Origin of the sequence: Rhodoferax sp. U11-2br, from assembly GCF_018619435.1 — a bacterium.
Classification (GTDB): Bacteria; Pseudomonadota; Gammaproteobacteria; order Burkholderiales; family Burkholderiaceae_C; genus Rhodoferax.
Window position 1 is genome coordinate 1 of the sequence record NZ_JAHFZF010000028.1, and the last position, 12,913, is coordinate 12,913.

Genomic DNA, 12,913 nt, shown 5'->3' on the forward strand with positions numbered 1-12,913 from the left:
GGTATGAAATATGTAGCTATAAATGCTATTTGTATAAGGGCTGGAGGCGGATTTTCTTGTAAACAAGGGTTAGCTGCGCAGCAGCCGTTTATCCGTCTCCAGCGGCTCTGGCGGGCCGATGGTGATGTGCTGGAAATCCGGATGCAGCGGGTTGATCAAAAAATTGCTCTCGGCAGGTACCACTGCACTGGGCACCACCAGCACCGCGCTGCGCAGTTCACGCAGCCACTGCGCACCAATGGACTGTAAGGCCACGCGGGCGTTGGGTGTGCGCCAGTCAGGCGGCAGGTCGGCGGGCAACAGGGTGTGGATAGATACATGGGGCGGCAGGTGCGCCGGAATCAGCACATAGTGGGCGCGTAACGGGTCGTCTTGCACCAACATCTCCAGCAGTGCCAGCGAGCGGCTCTGGGCGGTGTAGACAACAGACTGCCCGAGCCGGTTCCAGCGCCCGCCAAACAGGCGTGCACCTTCCCCCGAAAACGCACCGTCGACAAATCGCCGTGTGGTGATGCGCCAGACCGTCTGCCCGGTTTCCAGCATCAGGCAAACACACCGTGTTCAATGCGGCCCAGCGCGCTCAGCACGGCGGCCGAGCCTGGCTCTGTATCCAGCAGTGCCAGCGGGGTGCTGCCAGACAACGAGGCATTCGGGCTTTTTAACCAGTCCAGCGCGGCGCGTTGGTCCTCAAACACCTCCACCGAACGCTGTACCACCTGGGCCAGGCGCACCAGCTTGCCTGACTCGTCCCGGCTCAGCACACCTTCCTTCTTGCGCCGTGCCAGCGTGCGCTCCGGAATGTCCAGCGCACGCGCCAGCTCGGCCTGGCCAATACCGACCACACGCAGCGCAGCGTCCACCGCGCTGGCCGGGATGCCCTGGCGTACCAGGCCCACCCACTCCAGCACCGACTGCGGCAGCCCGCGCAGCACCGGCTCACCGCCCAGCACCGTGGCGGCAGACAGGTTAGTCAAGCTTGCAACCCCCATGACATCTCTCCAAAAATTGCCAGATGGCATTGATTGTATGCAAATATGGCGGATTCGACAGGGTCATCAGAACACACCGCTGCGCAGCGCCTGCAGGTTCACCACCCGCAGGCCGCCGTATTCAACGGCAATGGCGCCCTCGGCGGCCAGGGTGGTCAGGGCCTGGTTGACACGCTGGCGCGACAGGCCGACCAGGTAGGCCAGCTCTTGCTGGGTGATGCGCAGCACCGTGCCCAGGCCCGGGTAGAGCACCGGGTTGAACAGCGCGGCCAGGCTGCGCGCCACGCGGATGTTGGGGTTGCTCATGCGGTCGATCTCGCGCGCGGCAATGAACTGGCCCAGACGTTCGTTGAGCTGTTTCATGACAAAGCGGTTGAAGCCGAGCGAGTGGTCCAGCAGCCAGTGGAAGGTATCCACATGCAAGCCGGCCACCAGGCTTTTGCGCAGCGCCTGGATGTTGTAGCGGTAGGCCTCGCGCTTGAGGGCGGTGCCCTCACCAAACCAGCCGCCGGGTGGCACACCGGTGAAGGTCATGGTCTGGCCGTCGATGTTGTCGGCGCTCATTTTTAAGAGGCCGTCGACCAGACCAAACCAATAGGTCACCGGGCGCCCGGTGCGGCAGATGAGTTCACCGGCCAGGGTCTCGGCGATCTTGAGGTCCTGCACCGCACGTTCACGCTCCTCGGGCAGCAACAGCTTGAGCCAGGGGATCACCTCCAGCTCGGCGGGGCTCAGGGGGCGGCGGCGTTGCAGCAGGGGGGCGTCAGAGGTCATAAACGGTCTGTGTGTGGGTGATACGGCGGTGTCCTCGGGGGCCGGTTGAACAGGGAAAACACCTATCGGTAAAACGCTGAATTGTCGTCCAAACGACAAACAAGCGTCAAAGTGAGTCCTATCATTACAGCCAATGCAGCCTGCCCTCGGCGCTCACGGGCAGAGCCAAAAAAGGCCATAGAGACAAGGTACCGAGATGCAAACGACGTTCCCTCAACTGTTGCTCAAACACGCCAGCCTGCGGCCCTCTGATACCGCCATGCGCGAGAAGGAGTACGGCATCTGGCAGGCCACCAGCTGGGCCGACATGGCGCAACTGGTCGAACACCTGGCCTGTGGCTTGCACCAAGCGGGCTTGCGCCAGCACCAGCACATGATCGTGATCGGCGCCAACCGCCCGCGCCTGTACGCCACCATGCTGGCGGTGCAGGCCTTGGGTGCGGTGCCGATTGCGCTGTACCAGGATGCGGCTGCGATGGAGTGTGTGTTCCCGATCAACAACGCCGAGGTGAGTTTTGCTTTTGCCGAGGACCAGGAGCAGGTCGACAAACTGCTGGAGATCCGTGAGCACTGCCCGCAGCTCCAACACCTCTGGTATGACGACCCGCGCGGTCTGCGCAATTACGACGAACCGGGCCTGGCCGCGCTCGACGAGCTGATTGCGGCTGGCAAAGCCTTTGCGGCCATGCACACCGATTTTTTCAAGAGTGAGGTGGCCAAGGTGTTGCCCAACGATGTGGCGGCGATGTTTTTCACCAGCGGCACCACCGGCAACCCCAAGGGTGTGGTGCATACCCACGACACGCTGCTGAACCGGGCACGCGCCGGTGCCGACTTTGACAAACTCACCCACCAGGAAGACGTGTTGGCCTACCTGCCACCGGCCTGGATTGGGCAAAACATCTTCAGCTACGCCCAATGGCTCAGTTGTGGTTATGTGGTGAACTGCCCCGAGTCGGCTGCCACGGTGACGATTGACCTCAAAGAAATTGGTCCGACCTATTACTTTGCGCCGCCTCGCGTGTTTGAGGGCCTGCTCACCAGCGTGATGATTCGCATGGAAGACGCTGGGGTACTCAAACGCAAGCTGTTCCAGTTCTTCATGGACCTGGCCAAACGGGTTGGCCCGACACTGATGGATGGCAAATCGGTGGGTGTGGGTGACCGGCTGCTCTACGCGCTGGGTGATGTGCTTGTGTATGGCCCCTTGCGCAACAACCTGGGTTTCAGCCGGGTGCGCGTGGCCTACACCGCAGGTGAGGCGATCGGGCCGGATCTGTTCAGCTTTTACCGCTCGATTGGCATCAACCTCAAGCAGCTCTACGGCTCGACTGAGACCGCCGTGTTTGTCTGCCTGCAGCCCGACCACGAGGCGCGCGCCGACACCGTGGGTGTGCCGTGTGCCGGGGTCGAGATCAAGGTGGCGGACAACGGCGAGATTCTGGTCAAGTCGCCGGGCTTGCTCAAAGGCTACTTCAAAAACCCCGAAGCCACGGCCGAGGTGTTGACGCCCGACGGCTGGTACCACACCAGCGACGCCGGGTTTCTGGATGCTCACGGCCACCTCAAGATCATCGACCGGGTCAAGGACGTGGGCCGCATCCAGGGTGGGGCCAACGACGGTGCCATGTTTGCGCCCAAGTATGTGGAGAACAAGCTCAAGTTCTTCCAGCACATCAAGGAAGTCGTTGCCTACGGGGATGGGCGCGACAAGGTCTGCGTGATGATCAACATCGACTTTGACGCGGTCGGCAACTGGGCCGAACGGCGTAACCTGCCCTACGCCGGTTACACCGACTTGGCGCAAAAGCCCGAGGTCTACCAGCTGGTCAAGGACTGTGTGGAAAAGGTCAACGCCGATTTGAGTGTGGACGCCCTGCTGGCGGGCTCGCAAGTCAGCCGTTTCCTGGTCTTGCACAAGGAGCTCGACGCCGACGACGGTGAGTTAACGCGTACCAACAAGGTCCGCCGGGGCTTCATCGCCGAAAAATACGACGTGTTGATCGACGCGCTGTACGGCGGCAAAACCAGCCAGTTCATTGAAACCCAGGTCAAGTTTGAAGACGGCCGCACCGGCAAGGTCAGCGCCACGTTACGCATTGACGACGCCAAGACCTTTGCCCCCGTCAAGGCTGCGGCCTGAGCCGCTGGCCACACCCGACATAAAGCAAACCTATGGCAAGCAAACACATCGGCGACGTCATTCTGGACGTTAAGAACATCTCTCTGAGTTTTGGCGGTGTCAAGGCGCTGACCGACATCAGCTTCAACGTGCGCGAGCATGAGGTGCGCGCCATCATCGGCCCCAATGGCGCGGGCAAAAGTTCGATGCTCAACTGCGTCAATGGCGTTTATCGGCCTCAGCAGGGCGCTATCACTTTCCGAGGGCAGACCTTCAGCCACATGGACAGCTACCAAGTGGCGAGCATGGGCATCGGGCGCACTTTCCAGAACCTGGCGCTGTTCAAGGGCATGAGTGTGATCGACAACATCATGACCGGGCGCAACCTCAAGATCAAAAGCAATTTGTTCCTGCAGGCGTTGCGCATTGGCCCGGCCCAGCGCGAAGAGGAAAAGCACCGCGAGTTTGTGGAACACATCATCGACTTCCTCGAAATCCAGGCGTTCCGCAAAACCCCGGTAGGCCAGTTGCCCTACGGCCTGCAAAAACGCGTCGATCTGGGCCGCGCGCTGGCGATGGAGCCGCAACTGCTGCTGCTGGACGAACCGATGGCGGGCATGAACGTCGAGGAAAAGCAGGACATGAGCCGCTTTGTGCTCGACGTGAACGAGGAGTTCGGCACCACCATTGTGCTGATCGAACACGACATGGGTGTGGTGATGGACATCAGCGATCGGGTGGTGGTGCTCGACTACGGCAAGAAGATCGGTGACGGCACGCCGGACGAAGTGCGCAGCAATGAAGAAGTCATCAGCGCCTACCTTGGAACAGGACACTGACCATGGCATTTTTCCTTGAAACTTTGTTAGGTGGCCTGATGGCCGGCATGTTGTATTCACTGGTGGCGCTGGGTTTTGTGCTGATCTACAAGGCCTCGGGCGTCTTCAACTTTGCCCAGGGCGCGATGGTGCTGTTTGCTGCACTCGCCATGGCGCGTTTTTCCGAATGGATTGGCCCCTTGCTCGGGGGTGACCAGCTGCTGCTGGCCAACCTGCTGGCCTTTGTGATGGCGGGCGGCGTGATGTTCATCGTGGCCTGGCTGATCGAGCGCCTGGCGCTGCGCCATCTGGTGAACCAGGAAGGCACCACGCTGCTGATGGCCACGCTGGGCATTGCCTATTTTCTCGAAGGCCTGGGCCAGACCCTGTTTGGCGGCAGCATCTACAAGATCGACATCGGCATGCCCAAAGACCCGGTGTTCTGGCTCGAGTCGGTGTTTCAGGGTGGCATCCTGATCAACAAGGAAGACCTCTACGCCGCGCTGATTGCTGCGGTGCTGGTGGCTGGCCTGAGCCTGTTTTTCCAGAAAACCGTCACCGGCCGTGCCCTGCGCGCAGTGGCCGATGACCACCAGGCGGCGCAGAGCATCGGCATCCCGCTCAACCACATCTGGGTCATTGTCTGGTGTGTGGCCGGGGTGGTGGCGCTGGTGGCCGGGATGATCTGGGGCAGCAAGCTGGGCGTGCAGTTTTCACTGGCCACGGTCGCGTTGCGCGCCTTGCCGGTGGTGATTCTGGGCGGATTGACCTCGGTGCCGGGCGCCATCATCGGCGGCTTGATCATTGGTGTGGGCGAGAAGTTGTCCGAGGTGTATCTCGGCCCGTATGTGGGCGGCGGCATCGAGATCTGGTTTGCCTATGTGCTGGCGCTGGGCTTCCTGCTGATCCGCCCGCAAGGTTTGTTTGGGGAGAAGATCATTGACCGCGTCTGATTTTCTATAGCAACCTACCCTTTATATATAAGGGCTAGAAGCCATTTCTGTATAAAACATTCAAGACTGAGACAACGATGTTCTACCGCGAAAACGGCCAATTCAAAACCAGCTACCGCGCTGACCAGCAGATCCTGCCGATCTCGCAGGACCGCCTTGCCATGGGCCTCATTCTGGTGATCGCTTTTGCCGTGGTGCCGATGCTGGCCAGCGACTATTTTTTCCGCGCCATCCTGATCCCGTTTGTGATCATGGCGCTGGCGGCGCTTGGCGTGAACATCCTGGTCGGTTACTGCGGCCAGATATCACTCGGCTCGGGCGCTTTCATGGCGGTGGGCGCTTATGGTGCGTACAACTTCTTTGTGCGTATTCCGGGCCTGCCGCTGATTCCCGCGCTGATTCTGGGTGGGCTGTGTGCCACGGTGTTTGGCATCCTGTTTGGCCTGCCCAGCCTGCGGGTCAAGGGGCTGTACCTGGCGGTGGCCACGCTGGCCGCGCAGTTTTTTGCCGACTGGATGTTTCTGCGCATCAAGTGGTTCACGCTGGATGCGCCGTCGGGCTCGGTCTCGGTGGCTAGCCTGCAAGTGTTTGGCTTGCCGATTGACAGCGCGGTCAGCAAATACCTGTTTTGCCTGAGTGTGCTGGCGGTGCTGGCGCTGCTGGCGAAGAACTTGGTGCGTTCAGCGATTGGCCGCGAGTGGATGGCGATCCGTGACATGGACGTGGCCGCCGCAGTGATCGGCATCCGCCCGATGTACGCCAAGCTCACCGCGTTTGCGGTCAGCTCTTTCATCGTCGGTGTGGCCGGGGCTTTGTGGGCGTTTATCTACCTGAGCTCGTGGGAGCCCGCCGCGTTCTCGGTCGAGGTGTCGTTCCGCTTGTTGTTCATGGTGATCATTGGTGGCTTGGGCTCGATCCTGGGCGCTTTTTTTGGCGCGGCCTTTATCGTGGTGCTGCCGATTTTTCTGAACCAGTTTTTGCCGCTGGTGCTCGGGCTGGTGGGCATCGAGATCTCGACGGCGGGCATCGCCCATGCTGAGTTGATGATTTTTGGCGCGTTGATCGTCTGGTTTTTGATTGTGGAGCCGCATGGGCTGGCCAAGTTGTGGGCCACAGGCAAACAAAAGCTGCGGCTGTGGCCGTTTCCGCATTAAGTGTGATCGGTGTGTTGGGGTGGGGTTCTTGAGGTGCTGGGTCTATCAAATTATTCAGGAGACAACAATGAAAGTTCGCAATGTGATGTTGGCCGCGGCTGCGCTGGCGGCGGGTCTGTCCGGGTTTTCAAGCAGTGCTTTTGCGCAGGCCAAGGAGCAGTTTTTTCCGCTGCTGGCCTACCGCACCGGGCCCTACGCGCCCAACGGCACGCCCTGGGCCAATGGCAAACAAGATTATTTGAAGATGATCAACGCGCGTGATGGCGGCATCAACGGGGTGAAGATCACGTTTGAGGAATGCGAAACCGGCTACGCCACCGACCGGGGTGTGGAGTGTTACGAGCGCCTGAAAACCCGCCCGGGCGTGGCCATTTTTGACCCGCAGGCCACCGGCATCACCTTTGCGCTGACCGAAAAAGTGCCGACCGACAAGATCCCGCTGATCACCCTGGGCTACGGCTTATCGGTGGCCCAGGACGGCATGGCCTTCAAGTGGAATTTCCCCCTGATGGGCAGTTACTGGACCGGTGCCGACATCCTGATCCAGCACCTGGGCAAAAAAGAAGGTGGGCTCGACAAGCTCAAGGGCAAGAAGATCACGCTGGTTTACCACGACTCGCCGTTTGGCAAAGAGCCGATTCCAGTCTTGCAGGAACGCGCCCGCATGCATGGTTTCGATTTACAACTGCTGCCGGTAACGGCACCGGGTGTCGACCAGAAAGCCACCTGGCTGCAGGTGCGCCAGTCCCGTCCCGACTATGTGCTGCTGTGGGGTTGGGGTGTGATGAACTCGACCGCGCTCAAGGAAGCGCAGGCCACCGGTTACCCGCGTGACAAGATGTACGGCGTTTGGTGGGCCGGTGCCGAACCCGATGTCAAGGACGTGGGCGAAGGTGCCAAGGGCTACAACGCGTTGGCACTCAACACCTCGGGCCAAGAACCCAAGGTCATGCAGGACATCCTGAAATTTGTGCACGCCAAAGGTCAGGGCAGTGGTCCGAAAGACGAGGTGGGCCAGGTGCTCTACACCCGTGGTGCCATCATTTCGATGCTCAGTGTGGAAGCCGTGCGCCGGGCCCAGGAGCGTTTTGGCAAAGGCAAGGTCATGACCGGTGAACAGGTGCGCTGGGGTATGGAAAACCTGGTGCTCGACCAGAAACGGCTTGATGCGCTGGGCTTCACTGGCGTGATGCAGCCCTTGTCCACCTCGTGTGCTGACCACATGGGCTCCACCTCGGCGCGCGTCCAGACCTGGAATGGCAGCAAGTGGAGCTTCAGTTCTGACTTCATCCAGGCCGACGAGCAGATCCTCAAACCCATGATCAAAGCCGGTGCTGACAAGTACCTGGCCGACAAGAAGATGACGCGGCGCACTGGCACCGATTGTCAGTCTTAGGCACACCCCCAGGCTGCGCGCACTTCGTGTCGCTCCGCCACCCCCCTTGCAGGGGGCAACACCTGCAGCCCGGCGAAGCCGGTTCTGCGGTGTTTCTGGCTACGGCGGGTTGTTGCGTTTGAGGTGGGGCTGGCGGCTCTTGTGAGCCGCCAGATGAGAAGGTCACTCGCTGATCTTTTCATCTGGTCAACAAGGCGGATTTATGGAACCCACAAACATTGTTCTCAACGTCAATGGCATCGAGGTCATTTACAACCATGTCATCCTGGTGCTCAAGGGGGTGTCGTTGAATGTGCCTGAGGGCAAGATCGTGGCGATTCTGGGGGGCAACGGGGCGGGCAAAACCACCACGCTGCGTGCCATCTCGAACTTGCTGCGCGGGGAGCGGGGTGAAGTCACCAAGGGGTCGATCGAGTTGCGGGGGGAGCGCATCGACAACCTCTCTCCGGCTGACCTGGTGCAGCGCGGTGTGGTGCAGGTGATGGAAGGTCGCCACTGTTTTGCCCACCTGAGCATTGAGGAGAACCTGCTCACCGGCAGCTACACCCGCCACGACAAAGGTGAGATTGCCGCCAATCTGGACAAGGTCTACACCTACTTCCCGCGCCTCAAAACCCGGCGCACCAGCCAGGCCGCCTACACCTCGGGTGGTGAGCAGCAGATGTGCGCCATTGGCCGCGCACTCATGACCAACCCCAGCATGGTGCTGCTCGACGAGCCCTCGATGGGCCTGGCGCCGCAGATTGTGGAAGAGGTGTTCAACATCGTCAAAGACCTCAACACCCGCGAAAAAGTCACCTTCCTTTTGGCCGAGCAAAACACCAACATGGCGCTGCGTTACGCCGACTACGGCTACATCATGGAAAGCGGCCGGGTGGTGATGGACGGCGCCGCCAGTGAGCTGGCCAACAACGAGGATGTGAAAGAGTTTTACCTGGGCATGGGCGGCGGCGAGCGCAAGAGTTTCAAGGATGTCAAAAGTTACAAGCGGCGCAAACGCTGGTTGGCTTAGAACACCCCCCGGCTTGCCCACTGTGTGTGGCCGCTTTCCCCCTTGCAGGGGGCAACACCAGCGGCCCGGCAAAGCCGGTTCCGCGGTATTTCTGGCTTGGCAATACCTCTAGAGCGTTGATTGACATTTGGAGAAATGGACTATGACCGATTTTTTTGACGCACTGGAAACCCGCGATCCGGCTGACCGCGAAGCGGATCTGCTCCAGATGCTGCCGCTCCAAGTGGCACATGCCAAACTGGCGTCACCCGCCTTGGCCGAGATCCTCCAGGATGTGGACCCGGCGCAGGTCAACAGCCGTGCCGCGCTGGCCAGGCTGCCGGTCACACGCAAACACGAGTTGCTGGAGAAACAGCTTAAAAGTCGTAGCGCCCAAGGCAATGTTTTCGGGGGCTTCAGTGTTGAAGGCTTTGGCATCCGGATGCCGCGCGTGTTTGCCAGCCCTGGGCCGATTTACGAGCCAGAAGGCACGGCACGTGACTATTGGCGCATGGCGCGTGCCATATTTGCGGCGGGGTTTCGCCCTGGCGAGCTGATCCACAACAGCTTCAGTTACCACTTTGTGCCTGCGGGCTCAATGATGGAAACCGGCGCCCATGCGCTGGGCTGCACCGTGTTTCCGGGCGGCACCGGCCAGACCGAGCAGCAGGTGTTGGCCATGGCCGATTTGCAACCGGCGGGCTACATCGGCACACCCAGTTTTCTGAAAATCATCCTGGAGAAAGCGCAGGAGATGGGGGTGGCCCTGCCAAGTGTCACCAAGGCGATGTTTGGTGGCGAGGCCTACCCGCCGTCCCTGCGTGACTGGTTCAGCGCCCATGGCGTGGCGGGGTACCAGTGTTATGCCACGGCCGATGTTGGCTCTATCGCGTATGAAACGGCCGCGCGCGAGGGGCTGGTGCTCGACGAAGGTGTGTTGCTGGAAATTGTCCGCCCCGGCACCGGCGACCCGGTGACAGACGGAGAAGTTGGTGAAGTGGTGGTGACCACGCTCAACCCGACCTACCCGCTGATCCGCTTTGGCACCGGTGATTTGTCGGCCGTGTTGCCGGGCAGCTGCCCGACAGGGCGTACCAACACCCGCATCAAAGGCTGGATGGGCCGTGCCGACCAGACCACCAAAATCCGCGGCATGTTTGTCCACCCCGGTCAGGTGGATCAAATCGCCAAACGCTTCCCCGAGGTGACACGTGCACGACTGGTGGTCACCGGCGAGATGGCCAACGACATCATGACCCTGAAGGTCGAGACGGCTTGCAGCGGCCCCGACAACCTGTCGAATAAGCTGCTTGATGCCATGCGTGATGTGACCAAACTGCGCGGCCAGGTCGAGCTGTTGCCGCCCGGCAGTTTGCCCAACGATGGCAAGGTGATTGAAGACGCGCGCAGCTACAAGTGAGCCTCAGCGCCGAAGCTCACACGCCCCAGGTGATGACCTCGTTGGCCTTGTGGCACTCGCGGATCATCTCCATCAGCGGTAACGCGCGTTGGCGCAGGCCCACGGTGTTGGTTTCTGCCACCGGGACGTGGTCCACCTTGGCCTGAGCCAGTGCCTCGGCGCGGGCGGCGTTCTCTCGGGCAATGGCTGCCTCCAGATCGGCCAGTGCCTGTGGCATCTGCTCGGGTAGCAGGATGCCCTTGGTGCTGGGATCTGCGGCGCTGTGTTTGCCAATGATCTGCAGCACCTGTTCCCCATTGGGCTGCAACATAATGACATTCCCGGTGACTTTGGATTTGAATTGGTAGAGCATGTGGTCTCCTTGTGTGTCAATGGATCTGACTAACAGCCATGGTAGTCCTTTGCGGTGCGGGGGCGCAAGACATTGGCCGTGGCTTGGGGGTGTCATGAAACGGCCCTGGCGGGTTGTGTGTGCTGTGTTGTTGTGCCTGTGGCTCAGCGGCTGTGCCGACACACGTTATTACGCGCAGTCGGTGGGTGGGCACCTCAAGTTGATGGCCGCAGCCCGGCCGCTGGACGACTGGCTGCTGGACACCCAAACCCCTGACGTTTTGCGCCAACGTCTGCGTCTGGCGCAGTCATTGCGTGATTTCTCGGTGCGTGAGTTACACCTTCCCGACAACGCCAGCTACCGGCGTTTTGCCGATCTGCAGCGCCCTTATGTGGTGTGGAATGTGGTGGCGGCACCAGTGCTGTCTTTGGAGCTCAGAACCTGGTGTGTGCCGGTGGCGGGCTGTGTCGGTTACCGGGGGTATTTTGAGGAGGGTGATGCCCAGGCGCTGGCGTCCGAGCTACGCGCCCAGGGGCTGGAGACCCAGGTCTACGGTGTGCCTGCGTATTCGACCCTGGGCTGGATGAACTGGTTGGGTGGCGACCCGCTGCTCAACACCTTCCTGACCCTGCCCGACGGTGAACTGGCGCGCCTGATGTTCCACGAGTTGGCGCATCAGGTGTTGTATGTACCGGGTGATACCCCTTTTAACGAATCCTTCGCCACCGCCGTGGAGCGGCTGGGGGGTGAGGCCTGGTTGGCCAGCCAGGCCAGCCCGCAGGCTCGGCAGGCGTTTGCCGTATACGACCAACGCCGCCAGGGGTTCCGCGCGTTGACCCGTCACACGCGCGAGCGCCTTGCCCAGATTTACAAGAAAAATGATGCTCTGGCCCTTGATGCAAAAGGGCTGATAGCTATGAAAAATGAAGTTTTTGAGGACTTCAGGGCCCGCTACGCCATCCTCAAACAGAGCTGGGGTGGTTACGCTGGTTATGACAGCTGGGTGGCCCAGGCCAACAACGCCAGCTTTGGCGCACAAGCCGCTTATGATGAGCTGGTGCCTGCGTTTGAGGCCCTGTTTGCCCGCGAAGCGCGCAGCTGGCCCCGGTTTTTTGCAGCGGTCCAGGCGCTGGCTGAATTGCCAGCCGAGCAACGCCGGGCGCAGCTGCAGGCGCTGGAGACCGCCACCCGCCAAGCCCAAGCCTTTCCCGATTGAACCCACTTTGAGACACCATGGCTGATCTACACATCGTTCGCGAACACACCCTGGGCTTGACCAAAGCCCGCAAAATTGCCTTCCAATGGGCCGAGCAGGCCGAGACCGAATTTGGCATGGCCTGTGCCTACAGCGAGGGCGACACGGCCGATGAGGTGAGCTTCTCGCGCTCAGGCGTCAAAGGCACGCTGGAGGTGGACGCCAGCCGTTTTGAGTTACGTGCCCAGCTGGGGTTTCTGGTGGGCGCGTTCAAACACCGGATTGAAGCCGAGATTGTGAAAAACCTCGACAGCCTGCTGGCCGCGCCGGTCAAAAAACGAAGCAGCAAAAAGGCGGTCTGAACCCGCCAGCCGCGTCCCGCAGTCATGCGGGGCACGGTGCTGTTTGATGTCTGGCAGCTGGGTCAGCTCAGCGACTCGATCAGGTCCACATACTGCTGCATGGCCTGCGCGCTATCGGTGCCTTTGAGCTGGTTCCAGGCATCCCATTTGGCGCGACCCACCATGTCGGTAAAACCAGGCCGTTTTTCGGCGTTGTCGCCCGTGCTAGCCTGCTTGTACAAGGCGTAGAGCTTGAGCAGGGTCATGTTGTCGGGGCGTTCGCTCAAGTTTTTGGAGTTGGCAACGGCGGCTTCAAATTTCTTTTGCAGATCAGACATGGCGTGGGTCTCTGGGAGGCGGTTGTAAGGGCTTGAGCAGGGGGAAACCAGACTATCTTACGGGGCGTTTTGCTACCAGAATAGAGACAGC

At 60.7% G+C, this 12,913-nt stretch carries 14 protein-coding genes; 9 read left to right on the top strand and 5 right to left on the bottom strand.

Annotated features, from left to right (window positions below):
- Positions 1-69: 69 nt before the first annotated feature.
- The 3 genes from KKO72_RS16110 to KKO72_RS16120 all read right to left on the bottom strand — a co-directional run bounded on the left by KKO72_RS16110 (position 70) and on the right by KKO72_RS16120 (position 1,763).
- Positions 70-543: an RES family NAD+ phosphorylase gene (locus tag KKO72_RS16110; RefSeq protein ID WP_214941076.1), complete on the bottom strand. Its 474-nt coding sequence runs from the start codon at positions 541-543 to the stop codon at positions 70-72.
- A complete protein-coding gene (locus tag KKO72_RS16115) occupies positions 543-989 on the bottom strand; it encodes an antitoxin Xre-like helix-turn-helix domain-containing protein (RefSeq protein ID WP_180128861.1) in 447 nt (148 codons plus the stop codon). The genes KKO72_RS16110 and KKO72_RS16115 overlap by 1 nt, the downstream gene beginning before the upstream one ends.
- A 66-nt stretch (positions 990-1,055) precedes the next feature.
- On the bottom strand, positions 1,056-1,763 hold the full coding sequence (locus KKO72_RS16120) for a Crp/Fnr family transcriptional regulator (RefSeq protein ID WP_214941079.1): 708 nt from the start codon (positions 1,761-1,763) through the stop codon (positions 1,056-1,058).
- A 196-nt stretch (positions 1,764-1,959) separates the two neighbouring features.
- On the opposite strand from KKO72_RS16120, the gene KKO72_RS16125 reads away from it, so the two are divergent.
- The 7 genes from KKO72_RS16125 to KKO72_RS16155 all read left to right on the top strand — a co-directional run bounded on the left by KKO72_RS16125 (position 1,960) and on the right by KKO72_RS16155 (position 10,617).
- Positions 1,960-3,906, top strand: coding sequence for a long-chain fatty acid--CoA ligase (locus KKO72_RS16125; RefSeq protein ID WP_214941082.1), 1,947 nt, complete (start codon positions 1,960-1,962; stop codon positions 3,904-3,906).
- 32 nt (positions 3,907-3,938) lie between these two features.
- Entirely contained in the window at positions 3,939-4,724 is a 786-nt protein-coding gene (locus KKO72_RS16130) for an ABC transporter ATP-binding protein (protein ID WP_180128872.1), read from the top strand.
- 2 nt (positions 4,725-4,726) lie between these two features.
- On the top strand, positions 4,727-5,656 hold the full coding sequence (locus KKO72_RS16135; protein ID WP_214941085.1) for a branched-chain amino acid ABC transporter permease: 930 nt from the start codon (positions 4,727-4,729) through the stop codon (positions 5,654-5,656).
- A 77-nt stretch (positions 5,657-5,733) separates the two neighbouring features.
- Positions 5,734-6,810 carry a branched-chain amino acid ABC transporter permease gene (locus tag KKO72_RS16140; RefSeq protein ID WP_214941088.1) on the top strand — a complete coding sequence of 359 codons (1,077 nt, stop codon included), beginning with the start codon at positions 5,734-5,736 and terminating at the stop codon, positions 6,808-6,810.
- Positions 6,811-6,877: 67 nt separating this feature from the next.
- Complete coding sequence (locus KKO72_RS16145; RefSeq protein ID WP_214941093.1) at positions 6,878-8,206, top strand: ABC transporter substrate-binding protein; 1,329 nt, start codon at positions 6,878-6,880, stop codon at positions 8,204-8,206.
- 202 nt (positions 8,207-8,408) lie between these two features.
- Positions 8,409-9,218 carry an ABC transporter ATP-binding protein gene (locus tag KKO72_RS16150; protein ID WP_214941096.1) on the top strand — a complete coding sequence of 270 codons (810 nt, stop codon included), beginning with the start codon at positions 8,409-8,411 and terminating at the stop codon, positions 9,216-9,218.
- A gap of 142 nt (positions 9,219-9,360) precedes the next feature.
- A complete protein-coding gene (locus tag KKO72_RS16155) occupies positions 9,361-10,617 on the top strand; it encodes a phenylacetate--CoA ligase family protein (RefSeq protein WP_214941099.1) in 1,257 nt (418 codons plus the stop codon).
- Positions 10,618-10,633: 16 nt separating this feature from the next.
- Here the strand turns inward: KKO72_RS16155 and KKO72_RS16160 are convergent, their stop codons facing one another.
- The gene (locus tag KKO72_RS16160) at positions 10,634-10,969 is read right to left on the bottom strand and encodes a DUF1840 domain-containing protein (protein WP_214941102.1); all 336 of its coding nucleotides are present in this window, start codon (positions 10,967-10,969) and stop codon (positions 10,634-10,636) included.
- Positions 10,970-11,063: 94 nt separating this feature from the next.
- Here KKO72_RS16160 and KKO72_RS16165 point away from each other — a divergent pair, with 94 nt between their 5' ends.
- Both KKO72_RS16165 and KKO72_RS16170 read left to right on the top strand, forming a co-directional pair.
- Positions 11,064-12,164, top strand: a complete 1,101-nt coding sequence (locus KKO72_RS16165; RefSeq protein ID WP_214941105.1) for an aminopeptidase — start codon at positions 11,064-11,066, stop codon at positions 12,162-12,164.
- Between the two features lie 17 nt (positions 12,165-12,181).
- On the top strand, positions 12,182-12,505 hold the full coding sequence (locus tag KKO72_RS16170) for a polyhydroxyalkanoic acid system family protein (RefSeq protein WP_214941108.1): 324 nt from the start codon (positions 12,182-12,184) through the stop codon (positions 12,503-12,505).
- A gap of 62 nt (positions 12,506-12,567) precedes the next feature.
- On the opposite strand, the gene KKO72_RS16175 is transcribed toward KKO72_RS16170, so the two are convergent.
- Positions 12,568-12,822, bottom strand: coding sequence for an acyl-CoA-binding protein (locus KKO72_RS16175; protein WP_078364467.1), 255 nt, complete (start codon positions 12,820-12,822; stop codon positions 12,568-12,570).
- Positions 12,823-12,913: the final 91 nt, after the last annotated feature.